This window comes from Alicyclobacillus sp. SO9 (assembly GCF_016406125.1).
GTDB lineage: Bacteria > Bacillota > Bacilli > Alicyclobacillales > Alicyclobacillaceae > SO9.
Window position 1 is genome coordinate 3,877,321 of record NZ_CP066339.1, and the last position, 20,763, is coordinate 3,898,083.

Below are 20,763 nucleotides of genomic sequence, written 5' to 3' on the forward strand. Positions count from 1 at the left end.
CCTTCTGCGAGACAAGATGATATGTTCTATAAAATGAATCAAAGGAGAGAGTTATGGCACAAGCAAAGAAAGTAGTCGAACAAGCTGAAACAAGACTAACATCCAAAGAACTGCAGGATGCCGAGGATGCCTACTGCTCCATCGAGAATGCACTGGATATTATCGGCGGAAAATGGTCCTTTCTGATTTTACGGGAACTGTACGAGGGGCCTCAGCGTTTTAACGAACTGAGACGCAGACTTCACGGCATCAGTCCGAAGTCTCTCACAGATGCACTGCGCCATCTGGAAGCAAACGGCGTTGTCGAGCGAAGGGTATTTGCGACCGTACCCGTCACAGTGGAATACTCTGTAACGAATAAGGGACACGCGTTTCACGCAGTGTTAAAGGCCATGAAAAAATGGGGCAAGGAGTGGGCCTAGTCCACCGCGATTCGGCCCGGGATTGGCTTACGTCAAGTCGTCGTAAACCAACACATAAACGGCAGCCGGGCCGTGTACACCAATGCTCTGATCGTTTTCGATGTCCGAAGACCGGCTCGGACCGCTGATGAAATGCACCGATGATGGCAATGCTTCCATGGCAGACAGTTCTTCCATCACCTCGCCAAGCCTTGTACGAACCTGGGAGGCCCTGACAACGGCAATATGAACACTGGGCAACAAGCTGACGGAACGCCCGCGTTTTGAGCTTGACATCAGGACCAGTGTTCCTGTATCGGCGACGGCCCCCATACACCCCGTCAGCCCTACATCTGCTTCCGCTGCATCCTCTATTCCGGTTTCGCCCCACTCGGATAGTTCGTAGGGTTGCAGCGTTTCCATCAACTGCTGCAGCGACAACCCTGTACTTGTCAGTTCATCCAGGGACCACGTTGTCATCCGTTTAGGAGAAAGAGAGGCCAACAAGTCTTGCAAAGCGCCTTGCAATTCTTCGCTGGACCTACAGGTTTGTACGTGGGCCCCAAGCTTCTCAAGTGAATCTCGAAACGTCTGCAGCCGTTCACCGTTCTCCAATTTATAGGATTTCCAGAACTCAGGCGCCCCTATGATGTCCCTGGCGGGAGGCGCTGCAGGTACCTCATCTCTGCCGAGACGTTTCGAGATGTTTGCAAAGAAATCGGTCTCATTCACGGTTCCATTCCCCTTTCCCGCTGGTGTCCAACTCTTGCTTCAAACTAGACCATCTGTTGCGAAACGACTGCTTAGCGAGACTGGGTGCATCACGTCCCTTTGTCCATCCGGACAGAGGGCCAATCTGCGATGAAATGACGCCATTTCGCACAAATGGTTTCTGAAGCACCCGCGCTGTGCCCATAGCAGCACGGTACCTCTTCGAAGACGAAAACGTCCGGGCAAACCCCTTGAATGCCATCCGTTCCGCTGCGGATCCGTATCCGTTCTCCACAGCACGCTGCCGCAGGTGGACCAGCATATCGTGCAGAGGAATTTGTACGGGACACGCTTCTGAGCAGGCCCCGCAAAGACTGGATGCAAAGGGCAGGTCCGAATACTTATCCCCTTCATTGAGCAGAGGTGACAGGACAGCGCCGATGGGGCCCGGGTACACGGAACCGTAGGAATGACCCCCAACTTGCCGATAGACGGGGCAAACATTCAGACAAGCGCCGCAGCGAATGCACTTGAGGACATCCTGGAACTGAGAGTCGCCTAATTGACGTGATCGGCCGTTGTCTAGAATAATGAGGTGCAACTCGCTGGAACCGTCCAGTTCATCGTTGCGCTTGGCACCCGTAATCATGGACATATACGTTGTCAGCTTTTGACCAGTAGCACTTCTCGGAAGCAGGTTTGCCATCACTTCAAGGTCGCTAAAAGTCGGCAGAATGCGCTCCATCCCCATCAAGACGATGTGGGTTTTCGGTAGGTTTGTGACCATATCTGCATTTCCTTCATTTGTAAACAGCGTCACTGTTCCAGATTCTGCAATACCGAAGTTACACCCGGTAATCCCGATGTCCGCATTGCGAAACTTTTCCCGCAAGGTCTGCCTTGCAAAAGCAGTCAACACCTTGGTTTCGGTGGTCAGATTCTCCCCGCCGGCCGCATTAAACAGGTCCTTGATTTGATTTCGGTTTTTGTGAATCGCTGGAATAATAATATGCGATGGGGTTTCCTCTGCCAACTGGATGATATACTCTCCCAAATCGGTTTCCACGACTTCCATCTTCTCATTCAGCAGTTTTTTGTTGATGTGAATCTCTTCGGACACCATTGACTTGGACTTCACAATGGATTTGGCCTTCTTATCTTTGGCAATCTTAATGACCTGCGCCGATGCCTCTGCTGCGTTCTTCGCAAAATAGACTGTGCCGCCCGCATTCCTGACATTCTCCACGAACTGCTGCAAATAATAATCCAGATACTCGACCGTATGTGCTCGAATTGCGCTTCCCCGAGCGCGCCACTCTTCCCAATTCCCAAATTCCTCGGTGGTCGCTCTTTTCTTGTTCCGAAGTTTATCCTGGGTAAACCGAACGGCAGTTCGAAGAAAATCGTCTTGCAACGCAAGTTTCGACCTATCCAGCATCTTTGTTGCCTTTAGCTGTGCGTGCTGTTCAACAGTTGCCTGACCTTCTGTCATTTTGATTCACCTGCCTTCACGGGTGTCGTCTGATTCTTGCTATTCTCAATCCCTTCCTGAAGCAACTGGGCCAAGTGCAACACTCGTACAGGTTGACCCATTCGATTCAGGCGGCCGCCGATGTTCATCAGGCACCCCATATCCAAACCAACTAACACGTCAGCACCCGTTTCCAGAACATGACCGGCTTTTTCCGATACCATAGCAATAGAGATGTCACTCATCTTTGCAGCAAATGTGCCGCCAAAGCCACAGCAATCCTGTCCATAGGGCAAGTCAGTAAATTCAATGTCCTGTACCGCATCGAGGAGCCGCTTTGGTTCGTCCTTAACACCCAAAATCCTCGAACCGTGGCAAGAGGGGTGGTATGTAACACGGTGTGGAAATACGGCACCCAAGTCTGTGATTCCCAAGACGTTCACCATAAACTGAGAGAATTCATAGGTTTTCTCTGCAAGCTCCCGGGCCAATTTTTCGTATTTTGTGTCTCCTTGAAACATGTCCTCATAGTAGTGATGTGCCATACCGGTACAAGAACCGCTTGGCGAGACCACATAATCTGAATCCGCAAACGCTTCCAACAAGGTTACAGCGGAAGCCTTTGCTTCTTCGACGTAGCCGCTGTTAAAGGCGGGCTGTCCACAACACGTCTGTTGCTCCGGTACGCTGAGATCCACACCGCACTGATGCAGCACTCTCGCCATGGACTCTGCAACCTGTGGGTAGAAATTGTCCACTAGGCACGTGATAAACAGTGATGCTTTCATAATGGACCTTCTTCCTTTTATCTGTTTTATGTCGACAAAAACGGCATGTACTCTTCAATCTCTTGAAACTTCTCCGTCAGAGATTGAAATTTGTATTTCTACGCCTTATCAAGCTGGTTCAGCCTTGCTTCCACATGACGCAAGTGCTGCAACATTGCTGTTTCAGCACTGTTCGGGTCCTGGTTTTCAACTGCCTGAAGAATCTCCTGATGTTGGGCCAACAGTTGCTGCGGTTCACCTTCTATGCGGTAGAGAGCCAACCTGCTAGATAACTGCGCCGATTGCATTTTCTCTCTGACAGACTCCATTAATGCTCTGAGGTACGGGTTTTTGCTTGCTTCTGTCAATTTGTAGTGGAATTCAAAATCCGTTTGTTCACCAAGCTGGGACAGTTCCAAATCTGCTTTCATTCTTTGCACAGTGAGAGACAGACCGTCCAGCTCAGCCTGTGTCCTTCGCAAAGCAGCCAGCCGCACAGCCCCAGCCTCCAAAATCAGTCTTAATTCGAGCAATGACTGTACTTCTGCCGGCGTCATTAAATCATTAAACTTGAGAGACTGTGCAATCTGCTCAGACGTATGAGGATTGACAAAAGTCCCTTCGCCCTGTCGGCTTGTGATGAGATTCATCGCCTTTAATGCACTCAAGGCTTCCCGTACTGCTGCCTGACCCACTTGCCAGTCCACGCTGAGTTGGCGGACAGAAGGCAGCTTCCTTCCCGCTGGAAAAGTTCCAGAACGAATCCCCTCCAACAACCGCTGGATAATCGCTTCGTAGGTCTTTGTCGTCTGAATCGGCGTGTCGTTCATGGCCTCTCCTCCCGTTCCTAAGCTCACAGTGATCCAGTCATCCACCCGGTCACTTAGTCATCTGATGACTGGATGACTACTTGGCACCTAGCATAGCCGAACACTGTCTTCAGGTCAACAAGTTGAGGCGCTCGGAAGCTTATCCTACTGCGTTCAAAACGGATTCTTTAGGAAGAAAAGGTCGTCTGGTCGGGCAGTGTGTCAAATATATGCCCGTTTTCTTTGATGACTTGCTGAGCCTGCCGCACTTCGGCACATTTGGACGGGTGCGGAATTAATTTGCCGGAGTTGCATAAGTCTCGCGGGTTAAAAACGGATCGGACCGAAATTTGCGCATCAAGGTCGTGCTTTGTATACAAGTAGTTCATATCCTCTATTTTCTCAATTCCAATACCGTGTTCACCAGAAATGGTACCGCCTGCGTCTACACAGATTTTCAAAATTTTCGATCCCGTTTCCAATGCCAACTCCGTCTCACCCGGCACACGTGAATCGTAACAAATCAGCGGGTGCAAATTCCCGTCCCCCGCGTGAAACACGTTCGCAATCCGCAAACCGGTCTCCTCACTCAGGCCCTTGATTTGACGTAACACTTGTGTCAGTTTGCTCCTCGGAATGACTCCATCCTGAACCACGTAATCCGGAGAAATTCGACCCATGGCACCAAAGGCCATTTTTCTGCTGCTCCACCACAGTGAGCGCTCCGTATCTGATTGTGCCACCTTCACTGTGCGTACACTGTTTTTCTCGCAAATCTCGACAATCTGCCGTGCACTTGCATCCAGACCCGCCGCCATGCCGTCCACCTCGATGAGAAGCACTGCTTCAATGTCGTTCGGATAACCCACATGGTAGTTACTCTTGTCAACGGCCTGCATGGCCAACTGATCCATCATCTCCATTGCAGCCGGAATCACGCCTGCCGAAATCACATCCGATACGGTGTTTGAAGCCTCTTCCACACGGTTGAACATCGCCATGATGGTTTTTACAGCTTCAGGTTTCTTTAAAATTTTCACGACAATCTCTGTCGCGATACCCAGCGTTCCTTCAGCTCCTACTAGCAGTCCCATCAGGTCATAGCCAATGGGTTCGCCAAATTCCGAACCCATCTTTACGACCTCACCATCGGGCAAGACCACCGTTGCGGCCACAACGTGATTTGTCGTCACACCGTATTTGAGACAGTGCGCACCTCCGGCGTTTTCAGCTAAATTGCCGCCGATTGTACAGGCAGTTTGAGAAGACGGGTCCGGTGCATAATACCAGCCGTCGCGGCCAATCTTCTTCGTCAGCATAATATTCACGTGTCCTGGCTGGACCACTGCCCGCATGTTATCAAAATCTACGGACAAGAGCTTGTTCATCCGGACCAAATTAACAATAACTTCGCGGTTCATAGGAATTGCACCGCCGCTCAGGCCCGTTCCTGCCCCTCGCGGCAGGAACGGAATCTCATGTTTGTGCAAAAGCCTGACAATCCCTGCGACTTCCTCTGTAGACTCCGGATAGACAGCCAAGCGCGCACGACTCTTCTGCGCAACATATCCGTCACAGTCATATACCGCCAGTTTCTTACTTGAACTTATTATCTGGTTTTCGTCGATAATTTTAGAAAGCTCATGGATTAATTCAGTATCGTTCAACTCTGCTCTCCTCCTTTTGATAGGCAAGGTCAAGCAGTTCAATTGTATGAAGAACCTCCAAGCTCATTCCTTGCCGGTACGCTCCAACCTTTAGCTGCATCATGCAACCAGGGTTCCCGACAGCAATACCGTCAACATCACTAGGGATGTTCCCCATTTTCCGGTTCAAGAGTTTCCCAGACATGTCAGGATGGGTGAAATTATAAATTCCTGCGCTGCCGCAGCAGTAATCCGATTCCGACATTTCTATCAGATTTAACCCAGGTATGGACTGCAACACTTGCCGCGGTTGTGCACGGATTTTCTGAGCGTGACACAAGTGGCACGCATCCTGGTATGTGATGTCCCGTTCTACGCGTCCTTGAGGCGGACGCAGTCCTACTTGGATCAATAATTCCGAAATGTCTTTTACACTCTCTGAGAATTTTTCAGCCTTGTGGCGGTACTCTGGATCATCACGGAACAACTCAGCGTATTCCTTCATGGAAGAACCGCATCCCGCCGCGTTGATAACGACATAATCCACGCCGGATTGAAAAAACACGTCAATGTTTGTTCGTGCCAATTTACGTGCCTGAACGCGATCGCCTGCATGCACCTGCAACGCACCGCAACAAACCTGTCTTTTTGGAACATGAACTTCAATTCCGTTTTTCGTACAAACCCGTGCCGTAGCTTTATTAATTTTTGAGAACATGACATCCATGACGCATCCCGTAAACAGCATTGCAGTGGCTTTCCTTGTTCCTTCGGCTTCGATTACAGGGGGCAAGGATTCCAAAGCAAACTTTGCTTCTACCGATGGCATAACGGCCTGCATTTCCTGTAGGTGTTTCGGCAGCATCTGAGCGAGACCAGTTTTATCAACTACATACTTCAACCCTGAGCGTTGGTAAAGACGGGTGAGCTTTCCGATGCTTCGCAGGCGCTTGGGATGAGGGAAAATCCCGCGAAGAAACAACTTTTCAAGAGTCCGTTTCGCAGGCGTGCCGCCGCTAGACTGGTTCGTCATCTCCTGGTTTTGAAAATAGATTTGTCCACGTGTCTGCTCAATCAGGGAACCCACTTGCACACCAGACGGGCAAACGGTTTCACAGGCTCGACAATCCAGGCAATTTTCAACGGGACCCGTAACCGCTTCATCCAACTCAAGATTTCCTTTGTCCGCTTCCTTAATGACATATACGCGTCCCCGGGGTGACTCGTTTTCATCCCCTGTCTCCAGATAGGTTGGACAGACTTCAAGGCAAAAGCCACAGTGAACACAAACCGAATACAAGTCTTCCTGCGGGGCATCTTCCCATTTAAAAGAAGACATTTCGTTTGCCATCCTTAGGATTTTAGGTTCGCTTTGCCCCATTGTTCAATCCCCCTCAATCGACCTCTACTCATGATTCCTTGCGGGTCAATGGTTTGCTTAATACCGTACATTAATCGAAAGTCCTGTCGCTCGGTTCCAAACTCGTCGATTGCGGACCTCAACTCCAAAGAACCTCTTTCAACAACAGCAACTCCCTCATATTCTTGCACGACCTGACGAATGACCTGGACAACCTCCAACTCTGTATCCGGAGAGAAGTCCTTGGCAAAAAGTCTCCCAACTCCCCTCGGTCCGCTCACAGAAAGTTCGGAGACAGCACTCAGTGCTTGCATCTTGACGCGGATCTGCTGGGAAACCATCATGATGTTTACCGGGGGTACAGAATAACGAACAACAAGTGTAGAAGGGCGGAGGTAGTCGTGATATTGCATCCAGAACTCATCTGTCGCGCCAGCAGTGTACGTCACACAAACCATGCCTAGGTCGCGGGCCATAACGTTCAGTGCATTGACTTGGTATTCACTGGCCAACCGGTCTTCATGGCAATCCACAGCAAAATGCCACTCCTCGTTTCCAGCAGGTATGAATGTATAGGGACCGCTCAGTGCCTCGACCCGGCTCGGGACGAGGCTCGAATGGACAATTCGCCGCAGATACTCTGCCCCTGCCTCAAGACTGCCTGACGCGACTAGTAACGTTTGATAAAGAGGTAATGGACGCAGTTTGAAAGAAATTTCCGATAGAAATGCGAGCGTTCCATATGAGCCGACAAACAGCTTGGTCATGTCGTAGCCAGCTACGTTTTTGACGACCTTACTACCCGCCTTAATCATGCGCCCGTCCGGGTATACCACGCGCATTCCCACTGTCATGTCCCGTATCGCTCCATAGTGAGATTGCATGGGTCCGCCAGCTCCAACAGCCACACTGCCGCCGATAGTAGATTGTGCCTGACAAACGGGATCGATAGGAAGCATTTGCTGATGCTTGGAAAGTTCCTCCTGTAAATCAGACAACAGGACACCAGCCCCTGCGGTAACAACCATGTCCGCTGGTGAGTAATCGATAATTCGATTTATATGCCTGGTTGAAAGAGCCACATCAACTGTATCAGGGACACCGGCAGCGCCCATGTGAGTTCCGCCGCCTAGGGGTAGAGTGTGCCAATGCTGTTCACTGGATAACCGAAGAACATCCGAAGCCTGCTGCTCATCACGTGGACTGACAACAACTACAGGTTTTCTTTGACCAGTGACACCCGCCCCCAAATTCAAGTCAAAAGTCACGTCTTCGGAGGCAACAAAAGCGCAGAGTTTATCCCGAATGTAGTCTGGTTGAACATCTCCAGCCGTAATCAGCACCCCCTTTAGGTTGGAATATTACGAAAAGTCAGACGGTGCGAATTTCACTTTTCGACATTTGGCTGCTTAGCAGTCGGTGCTTCAGCGATTACTTTCATGTATTGAAAAAGCATACCATAACTTGTCTGCTGGTTCACCCGGTTACTGAATACTCAGGGATATCAATAAAACCACTGTCGCAAATTGCAATTTACAGTACCTGCGCCGTTTGCTAACATTTACAGTGAATTTTTGTCACTGTTTGTCACACATATAGTCACGGGAGCTGATACGTTTGGCACTGGTGCAGGTCGATTCACTTTTTCTATTGCGCGGCAATCAACCTGTTGTCAAGGATGTTTCCTTTTCCATCGACGCTGGTGAGATTGTTGGTTTGATTGGGCCGAACGGTGCTGGAAAAAGCTCCACTATTGGGGGCATCCTCGGGTTTGATCCTATTCACAAAGGATTCATCCAAGTACAAAATTTTACGGCCAGCAACAAATCATCGCTCCCCGCGGATGCAAAATCTCTCATTGCATACATCCCTGAGCAACCCATGTACTACTCAGATTTAACCCTGATGGAACACTTTGAATGGAAGCAAAGATTATGGAGAACATACCGTCGGGACACCGCAAGCGAGAAACTCCCTACATTAATAGAAGAGTTTACCCTGGGGCCGCACCTGCAGAAATTTCCTCATCAATGTTCAAAGGGAACCCTGCAAAAATTAATGGTCGTATCCGCACTGATGTTTCCCTTTGATGTGCTGGTCATTGACGAGCCGTTTATCGGGCTTGATATTCTTGCGATACGGCAGCTCAAGCTTCACATTGAAGCCGCAAGACAGGAAGGAGCCGCTGTTCTTATCTCCACCCACGTGCTGGATGCGGCGGAGAAGATGTGTTCGAAGTTTGTTATGCTCTACGAGGGATCCGTTTTTGCCAAGGGAACTTTGCAAGAGTTAATGACCCTCGCAGAATCCGATGATGCGGATCTGGAGAATCTGTTTGTCACGCTTGTTTCAAATCGACAACTCAATGCTGATGAGAAGGAGATGGAATCACTGTGAGTCTGCTGCTCATAGAATGGTCCCTTCGCCGCGTCCGAGACGTTCTGTCTATTTACTTTCGGATAGCACGTCTTACAGTCGATTGGACGACCATTGTCTATCTCTACCTCCCGGCGCTCGCTCTGCTGATATATGAAGGCATCCATTATTATCGCGGAATGTGGTTTACAGGTATGGCTCCAGACACTCCACTGGTCGGTCCTGTCACCTATCGGATGATTGTCATGGTCATTACCTTTATTTTGATGTTCTTATTACACATATCTGTGTTTGGACACATTTCTTTCCCTCTTAGGTCTGGAGACAGGGCCTTTGTGCTGAGTTCGCCAATTGCGAAAGACATTTGGTTTTGGACCATTTGGCTGCAAGAGGTAGTGTGGCTGATGTTGCGTTTGTTTGTGGTTTTGATCCTCACATTGCCCATTTTGTGGTTTATGCACGTGTCCGCTTTCTGGTGGTGCATTACACTCCTTCTGACGGCGACTTACACCAGCACAGTCGGCATGGCAGCTGCGTTGTGGAAACAGCAGGATGACTTTCGCTTCTGGAGGTTTCTTGTATTCCAACTCTCCCGAATCCTTTCGTTTATTCCGTTATCTTGGACGACATCGTCTCTACAGGCGCATTCACTGCACCTGAGTCTGTGGCTTCTCCCGTTGGTCATTGCGGCCGCCGTTTGGGTGCTGTCTCGTATGCAGAGACGCCTGTCGTGGAACCCGCTGTTCCGAACCAATGCGAGTCCTGTATTGAATTTCGCAGGCGCCAGCGATCCGGCGTCACACCAGGTTGCCTACAGTATGCGCGCACCGTCGCAATGGTTGGTTCGCGGCATTGAGCGGACCATACACCGCAGTCTGTCCCCCGTACCATGGCTTCTTTTGCTTCGGGCACTGCGAACCAAAGGAGTTTGGCGCACCTATCTCAGCCTCTCGGCCGGTGCAGTTTTTGCCCTGCGTTTTGTAGGGTCAGGACCCATCAAACTGCTTGGCGCTGGCTTTTTTATCTTTTTACTGTACCAGTATTGGAAATTGAATATTCGTCCACTTGTGCGGAAGCCGTCGATGGAGCAGACAATCGTCGAGTGGCCCGTATTAACCGTAACCGAAGTTCGAATTTTCGTGTGGATACTCCTGATTACTTTGGGTCTATGGGTCTTAATGTGGCAACTCCATCTGTAACATTGTGTCGTTCTTGATAGACTCCAAACGCTGTCTCATACTAGTAAGTGAGGCGTCGAATAATAAAAACAGGAGGAAGATGCTTCATGAATTTGATGAAATCAGTCGTCCTTACCCCAGCAGGAGAGTTGGTGGACTCAGAGATAGAGAGACCCTCTGTCAGCGGACGGGACCTTTTAATTCGCGTTCAAGCAGTGGCCGTCAATCCGGTGGACACCATTCAGCAACCGAACAGTGCAGGGCCTCGAGTGTTGGGATGGGATGCAGCAGGAGAGGTTGTCTCAGTCGGGGCAGATTGCACGCTCTTTCAGCCCGGCGACGAAGTGTACTACGCTGGGGACATCACCCGCAAAGGAGCCAATAGTGAATACCACTTGGTGGATGAACGCATTGTAGGCCGAAAACCTGCTTCTTTGTCCTTCGCCGACGCAGCAGCACTGCCTTTAACCAGTATTACTGCGTGGGAGGGCATGTTCCATCGAATCGGTATTGACCCATTCGACACAAACAAAGGAAAAACAATTCTCATTATCGGCGCGGCCGGTGGCGTCGGTTCCATTGCAACGCAACTTGCAAACGAAGCTGGACTGACCGTCGTTGGAACAGCCTCTCGGCAAGCATCGTCAGAATGGGCGCTTGAACACGGGGCTCATCACGTCATCAATCATGCTGAAGACTTTGCCCCGCAATTGCAAGAACTGGGAATCCAGCAGGTCGATTACGCATTTTGCCTCAATGTGGTGAACGAGAATTGGGATAATATGCTGAACGTGGTTGCCCCTCAAGGGCGTGTTTGTACGATTCTTCCGCCCATGGCTCCGCTAGACTTTCGAGCCATGGCTGATAAAACAATTACCTGGTCGATTGAAGCCATGTTTGCGAGACCCAAACACCAGACTGAAGATATGGACGAACAGCACAAACTGTTGAATCACCTTTCAACGTGGATTGACCAAGGAAAAATCAAGTCAACGAAGAACACATTACTCTCGCCAATTAGTGCGACCAACCTTCAAGAGGCATATCGTCAACTCAACTCAAAGCGAACCATCGGTAAAATTGTTTTGGAGGGATTCAGGTAGGATTCCCTTCCAAGATAAAGGTCCGTGGCCAGACGACGGCGCAGTATATCATGCCGACAGCCTGTGGTGAGGCTGCCGGCACTATATCTTTATCATGAGTTTTAGCTTATAATTTCTGCATTAGTACTCACACACTGATACATAGGCAGAGGATTCATATATGATTCGTACAGGCGACCAAAGATTCATCAAAGAATTAAACAAATCCATTACGATTAATCTCATTCGTCGAAAGAGTCCGATTTCACGGTCCCAAATTTCTGTTGAAAGCGGCTTAAACAAGGCGACTGTTTCCTCTCTGATTGACGAGTTGATTGCGGACGGGCTGGTCGTGGAATTAGGGCCCGGCCACTCTTCTGTCGGCAGACGGCCTGTTATGCTCGGCTTCAACGGGACCGCAGGATACACCATCGGCGTTGAACTGGGAATCGATTACGTTCGCGCGCTGACAACAGATTTAGCGGGAAATGTGGTCTTATCTGAGGAAACGGGAGCCCCTTCCTCTACCAACGTTCAAGATGTGGTAGCTGCATTGGCATCCCTGATTCAACGTATAAGTTCCAGAACCCCTTCCTCTAGCCTCGGAATCATAGGGGTTGGTATTGGTGTACCTGGACTCGTCGATTTCACCAATGGAATGGTACTGAACGCACCCAATCTGGGCTGGGCCAATGTGCCGCTAAAATCCTATTTGGAAACCCACCTTGACATCCCCATCTATATTGATAACGAAGCCAATACTGGTGCTTTGGCTGAGCACATGTTCGGCCGCGGAAAGCAGATATCAAATTTTGTCTACTTAAGCATTGCTACGGGCATTGGGACTGGCATTATTATTAACGGTAACCTGGTTCGCGGGAGTGAAGGGACTGCCGGTGAATTTGGTCACATGGTGTTGGAAACGCAGGGTTTGCGATGCTCCTGCGGTAATCGAGGGTGTTTAGAAATGTACGCGTCAGAAAAGGCTTTGGTTGCAAAATACCAGCAAATATCTGGGGAAAGCTTGCCTACCCATGATATTCTCGCTCGCTTGGCGCAGGGAGATGCCTTTGCATTCCAAGCCATTCAAGCCATTGCTCAATATCTTGGAGTCGGCATCAACAATATTGTAAACGCCTTGAATCCAGATTTAGTTCTAATTGGAAATCGCATGAGTGCAGCAGGAAACTGGCTTATCCCCCAAATTGAACAAATCGTGGGAAGAGCCTCGCTGCGAACGCCACCCTCACGAGTAAAGGTTGAGGTGGCGTCGCTTGGGCGGGATGCTACAGCAGTAGGTGCCGGTGCGCTTGTTATAAACGAATACTTTGCGGGACCGATTCAGTGACGAGCGTAAGCCTTTACTTACAGTAAAGCCGACTTACGGTTTCCCATACTTCCCTTGGCTCCAACGAGTACAGTGCTCGTCTTTCATTGTCCAGCTCCAGATTGGGAGCATTGACCACATTTACCTGGGGTTCAGCACAAATGAACCCTTCGTTCCCCTCGTTATTCCAGATCATCCACTGTTTGAATTCGGTACTCACATCATAAACAAGAGTGACATTGTTTTTTCTGTCATGCAATTCCATCCGATTGTGCCCGTTTTGCGCGCACGCTGTGTAGTGATTGTCCATGGGAGTAACAAAGGGGTACATACCCTTGGTTTTCAAGTCGATATCATGTTCCGACAACCCAGTAAAGCCTCCGTCCGGCAACCCTCGTTTGTCAAGGTTCCACCTGTCTCCAACTGTTACTTTAATTAGATAGTCCGAAGCCGCAGCATTCTTAGCAAACGGCGCATTTATCGCTGTGTGCAATCCAAACAGGCGGGGCATTGGCTTGTCGCCATCATTGCGCAACATGACATGCTGAGACAGTCCCCAACTATTCAATGCATACCGAAGCCGAAGGGTAAATTCGTGGGGCCAATAGGTGTACATGGGATGCCCCTTAGCTACTCGTTGGACCAGAGTGATAAAGGCCTCCCCAGCCGTCACCCCGTATTCCTCCACGGCCCAAGTTGCATCGTATAAAAACCCGTGAAGATGAGTGTTTTTTTCTGGTTCAGTAACGGGCATTTGATACGTGTCATTGTTCCAGGTAAACTGACCGGCGTCATATCTATTTGGTGGTAGTAAAACCGGGATGCCGTAATGATAAGGGTAGTCATAAAAGGCTTTTAGGTTATCCTTATCCGGTTCATGAAGAAACCGAAATTCTCGTTCCTTGTCGGCGAAAGACACAAGATTGCCGCCGTTCTCGGGCAGCACAACGACCTCATATTGATTCCACTTTAGGGAAATGGCAGGTAAGTCATAAAAATACGTTTTGTATGCCTGTACTCTGGCATTCATAGCTGGCCTCAATCCTATCTCATATCAGTATCGTTTCATGCTTTATACTACCTTTACGATGAACAACCTACAATGATGACGCCGTAGATAAAATGATTCATCATATAGTTGTCCCATTCATGCGGTCTTTTGAGGTGTTTTATAGACACTTCATCTAAAGTTGGCAAAAGCTTAAAGATAAGTTAAGGAAACCTTTACGTTACCTTTACAATGGGGAGTTACGCTGATCAGGAGAGACAGAACCCGCAAGAGGCCTTCAGTGCAAGCCGAATACCTCAAAAGATTTTTCTAGAGATTCGGTCTTGCGATAATAATATTTTCTCTAATGGGGATACCAAGAGGTGATGGCAATTGCATAGTTTGCTCTCGGTTTTAGCCTTGTTAATGATTCTTTGGAGTGTTTACCTGTTGTGGATACTGTCAGGTGTTGAGAACAGCGACGGCTATGAATAGAGCCGATTAAGTTAGTACCACCGCTTTTAAGCCACAGCAGAACGTCAAGCAGTCAAAGAAGACACTTTTGAAATTGAAGAGGGGTGGCTGCATGTTTGCGGTTGTACTTCACGTAATTCAGTACGTCTTGTTGTTCTTCTGGGGATATTGGCTCTTCATTGGCCTGTTTGGCTTTGGTAAAGCCAAGAAAATGCCAGATAGTGCACCGGCTACACGTTTTGCATTGTTCGTCCCAGCCCATAACGAAGAGAGAGTCGTTTACAATCTCCTGGATAACCTCAATCACCTTGATTACCCGAAGCACATGTATGACGTGTTTCTCATTGCCGATAATTGTACCGACGATACAGCGTTAATCGGACATAAGGCAAATGTCCATGTATTAGAACACTTCTCCGAGAAGGATGAGCCAAAAGGCAAGCCTTATGCGATTAAGTACGCGATTGACGAGCTCGGAGACCGCCTCATGCAAGACTACGATGCGATAGCCATCTTTGATGCAGACAACCTCGTATCACTGAACTACTTGCAGACGATGAATAACCACGTTGTTCGCGGCGACCAACTGATTCAGTGTTACTTGGACTCCAAAAATCCTAATGATAACTGGATTACCTTGTCATACGCTACATCGTATTACTACATGAATCGGTCTTGGCAACTAGCCAAATCACGCTTGAGATTAGGTAACGCCTTGGGCGGCACCGGCTTTTGTTTAACCACGGAACTACTGCAGAAAATTGGTTGGACGGCTCGCTCTCTGACTGAAGACCTTGAATTCACGATGCAATCCCTGTTGCACGGTGACTATGCAAAATGGAACCATTTTGCACGTGTATACGATGAAAAACCAGAGGGATTCGTCGCTTCTGCAATTCAAAGACTGCGCTGGGCCAGAGGGCATTGGGACGTGTGCTTTCACTATGTGGGTCCCCTCCTCTTAAGGTCATTCCTGCGCTTCGACATCCGGGCCTTTGATGGAGCCATGTACCTTCTAAATCCAGGCAAAATAGTCCTTGGCAGTCTCACTTCCTTGCTGATTCTGACAAAGTGGCTGATAAATGTACATGCTATAAATCTCCACATTAAAGCCGTTCACCACATTCTGCCGATTTGGATTTGGATTGGGGCTTTGAGCTTTAACCTTGCTTATATTTCGTTTGGAGTCATTTTGGACTCTGGACGAAGAATCAATCTGGTCAAAGCCATTGCCAGTGTATTTGTATTCAACTACACATACATTCCACTCTTCATCTGGGGCTTCTTTACGGCAAGAAATAAGACGTGGAAACGTACCGATCACACGAGAGATATCCTTATTAATGACGTTCATCAGCTCGATGGCGTTATACCGAGCAGCGCAGAAAACAACCCTGAACATACTGAGATCCACCAGCGAACACCTTCGTCTCAGGCACCAAACCCGGAGTAGGTGTAACCATATCCCTGCAATGAAATTGAACTGTTTAAGTGAGACATCACTTAAACAGTTTCTGTTTTTTTACGTGTCTCTTTTCTACGTGTAATGAAGCAACAACCCAAGAGTATATGAGGGTACCCTTCACAAATCGCTCATCCACCTGCAAGTTTATCCATCTTAGAGGTAGAATCTGAACCGAATCGAGTCGGAGGGGGCTAAGCCCCCAAGCTCTCACAACACAGCATAAGCAGATCCGCATACAGCAGTTTACGAAAGGGGCGCACGGTTCCTGGCATCCGTTCTCTACTGCCATCACATCCACGTCGTTTGAACATAGGATGGGCCTTGTTGCACACAAAGAATGGGTTGCCGATTCTCGGCAACCCATTCAATCCCCGCTTTACTTCAGAGATTAGCCTTTAATCTTCGCAATTTGAGCTTTGCTCTTCGGCTCAATGTTCGAAGGCAACGGACGGAAGTGCACAGGATTCAAGTACTTCGCCTGGTTTCCTCCGGTGGGGCTAATCGCCCAGTCCAAGAATTTCTTCAGTGCTTTTGCCGTCGCAGCGTCTTTCTGTTGGGACTTCACAATGGCGTACTCAAAGTTGATGATGGGGTAAGAATTCTTCCCTGGCATCTCAATCAAGGACACGCGCTCGTCTGCAGGCACACTCGGCAGGTTTGCAGCCGCCGCCTTGATGTTCGTGCTGTTTGGCAGAACAAAGTTTCCGGACTTGTTCTTCAGTGCTGCATAACCGACACCTTTTTGGGTGGCCTTATCCAACCAGCTGATACCCACATAGCCGATGCTGTACTTGTCGTTGGCTAGGTCGGTCACAACACCCTCGTTCCCTTTTGCGCCAACTTCGGCTGATACCTTCGGCCAGGATACGGTGGTGCCATAGTGAACCTGATTGCCCCATGCAGTATTTGTCTTCGACAAGAACTGCGTGAACAAGAATGTATCTCCACTTCCGTCAGAACGACGAACCGGTACGATTTGTTTGTGCGGAAGGCTGACACCAGGGTTCAAGGCTTTGATAGCCGAGTTGTCCCAGTACTTGATTTTCCCTTCGTAAACCTGGCCAATCACATTGCCGGAAAGGTGAAGGTGCTTCTTGTTCAGACCTGGAATGTTATACATAATCTGCTGTGCAGATATGGCCATCGGAATGTTCAACATACCTGAATGCTGCTGCATCACTGCTTTAGACAGATACGCGTCAGACGCACCAATTTGAACGGTTCCTGCCAGTGACTGAGAAATACCGTTTCCGCTGCCGGTAGACCCTGCTGTCAATGTTACATTGGAATCAACTGACTTATATGCATCAATCCACTGACCGTTAAACAGCGGATACAGCAGAGACGAACCCGTTTCAGCCAAAGTGACCTTCTGGCTTCCACCGCTTGATTGCGCGCCGTTGCCGCTGCTTGTATTCCCGCCGGACGTGTTATTTGCTGTGCCACAACCTGCAACTGCGACTAAAATGGCGGCTGCAGATGCTGCTGTTGTCAATTTTGTCATTTTTGCCATCACACATTCTCCTTTACCCCGTTGGGCCTTGAAAGTGTTGTGCTTTCTTGCTCTATCATTTATGGAAGTTACCCACGGGAAAGAGAATATCAGGCAAATATGAACTTGTTTTAAAGACTACGTTAAGAGTTTGTAAAGATTCATAGAGTGTCACCACTCAACCTGGACTCCGTCACGTGTCGAAATCCGTTGTTAGCTGTTTGGTAGAAGTAGTTAGAGGTGCGACTTAAATCACGGCTGTATGCTCTCTATAAACTTCTGGGCAATGGCCATGTGCCCAACCAAACTCGGATGAACGCGATCCCAGGCCAACTCTGCTGGGTATTTCTCTGTTAACAACTCATCAATTGCAGATTGAACATCCACTACATAGATGTCATGCTGTGAAGAAAATTGCTTGACCACGTCTGCATATGTATCGACCGCCGCCCGCATTGGGTCAGTTTTGTTGGGCTCAATATAAAATGGTGTCAATAAGAGAATTCCCTTTACCGACGGTTTAGTCAGTGCGATTAAATCGGAGAGTGTAGACTCATATTCCTCTATTAACACATGTGTCTCTGTCATGTGCGGTTGGTCATACTGGCGCCAAACGTCGTTAACTCCGATCATTACGGACAGCCAATCTGGACGCTGCTCTAATACGTCTGTTTGCCACCGCGCCTTCAAGTCTCGCACTGTATTCCCGCTTGTCCCCATGTTTACTAAACGGAGGTGCAACTCTGGGTACTTTTGTTGAAGCAGCGCATCAATCAGGGCTACATACCCTTTGCCGAGAGCTTCAAACAGACCTTCGCCAACCGGACGGGCGCGCTCGCAATCGGTAATTGAATCCCCGATAAACAACACTTTGTCACTCTTCTCAAACAGCAAGTTTATCTCTCCTATCCGGTAGTATGGTGCTACGCCAGATTGACTAGTACCGATTGACAACTTGGCCCCAGCCGACTCATACCACATTGTGAGGCTCGGCACCGTCCAGACGCACAAACCGATAATCCATTTTTAAGCACACTTCAATAATGTAAGGAAGCGCATCCACCGTACCTGACACATTACCTGCACTGTGATGAAGCAAAATTCCGCCATGATGCAAATTCGGTATCACATTGGCGGCAATCTGCGGTCCGGAGATGCCAGACCAGTCGACAGCGTCCACTGACCAAAGGACAACCCTATACCCCCATTGCGAAACAGCTTCGCTTACCTCCGCATTCAATTCACCGTAGGGTGGACGAAAGTATAAGGGTTGTACATCTGTGACTCTCTGGATGACAGCAGATGTACGTTGCACCTCCTCGTGTAATTCAGCCAAAGAGATTTCTGTGGAATGAAGGTGACTCCACGTATGATTCGCTATCAAATGACCAGAATCAACGATTCGTCTAGCAACCTCGGGGTTTGCTTCCACAGCGGCGCCAAGACAAAAGAAATTGGCATGAACTCCATATCTATCGAGCAAACTGAGAACTTTCGGTGTATAGTCCGAATCCGGACCGTCATCAAATGTTAAAGCAAGTACTTTCCCGTTCGAGGGAAGTCTCTTCATTGTGACATCATCATTGCTAGTCGGAACCCTCATGGTGACACCTCTTTTTTTCAGTGAAGTCTGTCAACTTCAACTTCATTATAGGACACGAGAAGACTGTCATCTAACCCCGCGTACGTCGGGGTCTCATCGTGTATCTGCTGAACAGTCACCAATTTGACTCCATTCTTCGGTAAAATCAGCCTCAAATGCATGCAATTGACCTGCGTCTTTTCTCTCCAAGTATCCACACGAGGGCGGGCTGCCTTATTCAGTATAGAGACATCTTCCCTTGATGGAAACCTCGGCCTGCCTAACTGCCTCCATACCGCCCAAGCATTACCGTGATGTTCATCAATGCTCTCAGAAAGTACAAAGGAATCTGACCAAGCGACTGGCAAGTCTACGTCGATTGTCAGGTCGTATTGTTTGTCTTTTCCCCACACCAGGTTCCAGGCAATAAGAACAATACTTTTGTCTTCCCTGCGTGTAATGAGCATTGTTCTGTCACGATACAAAACAGTGTTTCCGAGCCGATTGAAGAATGCAAACAGGTGAAAGGTCGGCTTCGGAATACTATGTAGTGCAATCAGTCCAAACCCGCCGTGAAACTGCGCTTTTGGCACATCGGACTCCTCAAATACGTCACTAAACGTCCAGTAAGAAAAAGCGTCTGCATAGTCTCCTGCTTCACTTAAAATTCTCGCTACATAAGCTGCATTAAAAACAGTGTCGTGAATCGGATTCGTTGGGTTGTAGGAAGTATTGTACTCCGTTATATAAAGAGGCAACTGCGGAAAAGGAGATCTTTTGATAACGTCACGTACCCCGGAAAATTGCTTGAGCATATCTTCCGGCTCCGCCAAGTCCTGATAATAGTATTCAAATGTCTTCTTGGTCGGAGGAGCAGACGTATAGGCATGGCGACTGACAAAATCGACGGGCACCTGCCTGTCGCTGCAAAACTTCAGAAATGCTTCAATCCACTCATCGGCCCCCCCGCAAATGGCCGGGCCTCCGACCTGCAGTTCTCCGTGTACCGCTTTTACTGCATGTGCAGTAACTTCATACAATCTGAAATACTCGACTTGATTTGCACCACTCCAAAAATTCACTAGATTCGGCTCGTTCCAGACTTCGATTGGCCATTTTAAAACTTCATTCACTCCATACCTTTCCAGGAAATGACCTAGAGTTGTTTTGACGAGACGCTCCCACTTGTCGTAATCCGCTGGCGGCGTTACATTCCCTTTCCAGTAAAATACAGTTTGGTTGCTAGACGCTAAATCTTGCGGCATAAATCCCAGTTCAAGAAACGGACGAATACCAAGGTCAAGAAACGAGTCAAAAATTCTATCAATATATGTGAAGTTATAGAAGGGTTGCTTAACGCCATCAATCTCGACTTCTCGGTAGATTCCTATATCATCACTAAACAGGCCATGTCCTCTAATATAGCTAAAGTGAATGTCTCGTTGTACCACTTCTAAATGCTCCAAGTACTCCTTTTGCAGTGCAAGTCCAAGCCGACCCGTTCCAACACACATTTTCCAATTGTGTCCCAACACAGACTCTCCAAAGCTCTGAAAATCAGCAGCAGTGATATGAATAGACAACGTAACACCTCCGCAAAAATGTGGTGAAAGACTGTCAAGACCGCCCGGCTG

At 48.7% G+C, this 20,763-nt stretch carries 18 protein-coding genes; 6 read left to right on the plus strand and 12 right to left on the minus strand.

Annotated features, from left to right (window positions below):
- The first annotated feature begins 53 nt into the window (after positions 1-53).
- Positions 54-422 carry a winged helix-turn-helix transcriptional regulator gene (locus tag GI364_RS18270; RefSeq protein ID WP_198850649.1) on the plus strand — a complete coding sequence of 123 codons (369 nt, stop codon included), beginning with the start codon at positions 54-56 and terminating at the stop codon, positions 420-422.
- Between the two features lie 27 nt (positions 423-449).
- Here GI364_RS18270 and GI364_RS18275 read toward each other — a convergent pair whose 3' ends face one another.
- The 7 genes from GI364_RS18275 to GI364_RS18305 form a co-directional block, all read right to left on the minus strand.
- Positions 450-1,133 carry a LutC/YkgG family protein gene (locus tag GI364_RS18275; RefSeq protein WP_198850650.1) on the minus strand — a complete coding sequence of 228 codons (684 nt, stop codon included), beginning with the start codon at positions 1,131-1,133 and terminating at the stop codon, positions 450-452.
- A complete protein-coding gene (locus GI364_RS18280; protein ID WP_304503165.1) occupies positions 1,126-2,604 on the minus strand; it encodes a LutB/LldF family L-lactate oxidation iron-sulfur protein in 1,479 nt (492 codons plus the stop codon). The genes GI364_RS18275 and GI364_RS18280 overlap by 8 nt, the downstream gene beginning before the upstream one ends.
- Complete coding sequence (locus GI364_RS18285) at positions 2,601-3,371, minus strand: (Fe-S)-binding protein (RefSeq protein WP_198850651.1); 771 nt, start codon at positions 3,369-3,371, stop codon at positions 2,601-2,603. Before GI364_RS18285 ends, GI364_RS18280 begins: the two co-directional genes overlap by 4 nt.
- 98 nt (positions 3,372-3,469) lie before the next feature.
- A complete protein-coding gene (locus tag GI364_RS18290) occupies positions 3,470-4,180 on the minus strand; it encodes a FadR/GntR family transcriptional regulator (RefSeq protein ID WP_198850652.1) in 711 nt (236 codons plus the stop codon).
- A gap of 167 nt (positions 4,181-4,347) precedes the next feature.
- A complete protein-coding gene (locus GI364_RS18295) occupies positions 4,348-5,826 on the minus strand; it encodes an FAD-linked oxidase C-terminal domain-containing protein (protein WP_370541798.1) in 1,479 nt (492 codons plus the stop codon).
- Positions 5,813-7,186, minus strand: coding sequence for a (Fe-S)-binding protein (locus GI364_RS18300; protein ID WP_198850653.1), 1,374 nt, complete (start codon positions 7,184-7,186; stop codon positions 5,813-5,815). Before GI364_RS18300 ends, GI364_RS18295 begins: the two co-directional genes overlap by 14 nt.
- Complete coding sequence (locus tag GI364_RS18305) at positions 7,159-8,508, minus strand: FAD-binding oxidoreductase (protein WP_198850654.1); 1,350 nt, start codon at positions 8,506-8,508, stop codon at positions 7,159-7,161. Before GI364_RS18305 ends, GI364_RS18300 begins: the two co-directional genes overlap by 28 nt.
- 283 nt (positions 8,509-8,791) lie before the next feature.
- On the opposite strand from GI364_RS18305, the gene GI364_RS18310 reads away from it, so the two are divergent.
- The 4 genes from GI364_RS18310 to GI364_RS18325 all read left to right on the plus strand — a co-directional run bounded on the left by GI364_RS18310 (position 8,792) and on the right by GI364_RS18325 (position 13,149).
- On the plus strand, positions 8,792-9,562 hold the full coding sequence (locus GI364_RS18310) for an ABC transporter ATP-binding protein (RefSeq protein WP_233096188.1): 771 nt from the start codon (positions 8,792-8,794) through the stop codon (positions 9,560-9,562).
- Complete coding sequence (locus tag GI364_RS18315; RefSeq protein WP_198850656.1) at positions 9,559-10,740, plus strand: hypothetical protein; 1,182 nt, start codon at positions 9,559-9,561, stop codon at positions 10,738-10,740. Before GI364_RS18310 ends, GI364_RS18315 begins: the two co-directional genes overlap by 4 nt.
- Positions 10,741-10,826: 86 nt before the next feature.
- Positions 10,827-11,822: a zinc-binding alcohol dehydrogenase family protein gene (locus tag GI364_RS18320; protein WP_198850657.1), complete on the plus strand. Its 996-nt coding sequence runs from the start codon at positions 10,827-10,829 to the stop codon at positions 11,820-11,822.
- Between the two features lie 160 nt (positions 11,823-11,982).
- Entirely contained in the window at positions 11,983-13,149 is a 1,167-nt protein-coding gene (locus GI364_RS18325) for an ROK family transcriptional regulator (protein WP_198850658.1), read from the plus strand.
- A 13-nt stretch (positions 13,150-13,162) separates the two neighbouring features.
- Here the strand turns inward: GI364_RS18325 and GI364_RS18330 are convergent, their stop codons facing one another.
- Complete coding sequence (locus tag GI364_RS18330; protein ID WP_198850659.1) at positions 13,163-14,158, minus strand: aldose 1-epimerase; 996 nt, start codon at positions 14,156-14,158, stop codon at positions 13,163-13,165.
- A gap of 544 nt (positions 14,159-14,702) precedes the next feature.
- Here GI364_RS18330 and GI364_RS18335 point away from each other — a divergent pair.
- Positions 14,703-16,043 (plus strand): glycosyltransferase family 2 protein, encoded by a 1,341-nt coding sequence (locus GI364_RS18335; RefSeq protein WP_198850660.1) that lies wholly within the window; start codon positions 14,703-14,705, stop codon positions 16,041-16,043.
- Between the two features lie 400 nt (positions 16,044-16,443).
- Here GI364_RS18335 and pstS read toward each other — a convergent pair whose 3' ends face one another.
- From pstS to GI364_RS18355, 4 genes are all read right to left on the minus strand, one after another.
- On the minus strand, positions 16,444-17,568 hold the full coding sequence (gene pstS, locus GI364_RS18340; protein ID WP_198850661.1) for a phosphate ABC transporter substrate-binding protein PstS: 1,125 nt from the start codon (positions 17,566-17,568) through the stop codon (positions 16,444-16,446).
- 231 nt (positions 17,569-17,799) lie between these two features.
- Complete coding sequence (locus tag GI364_RS18345) at positions 17,800-18,441, minus strand: SGNH/GDSL hydrolase family protein (RefSeq protein ID WP_233095863.1); 642 nt, start codon at positions 18,439-18,441, stop codon at positions 17,800-17,802.
- Between the two features lie 76 nt (positions 18,442-18,517).
- A complete protein-coding gene (locus GI364_RS18350; protein WP_198850663.1) occupies positions 18,518-19,150 on the minus strand; it encodes a polysaccharide deacetylase family protein in 633 nt (210 codons plus the stop codon).
- Positions 19,151-19,167: 17 nt separating this feature from the next.
- Positions 19,168-20,700: a GH39 family glycosyl hydrolase gene (locus GI364_RS18355; RefSeq protein ID WP_370541868.1), complete on the minus strand. Its 1,533-nt coding sequence runs from the start codon at positions 20,698-20,700 to the stop codon at positions 19,168-19,170.
- Positions 20,701-20,763 lie beyond the last annotated feature (63 nt).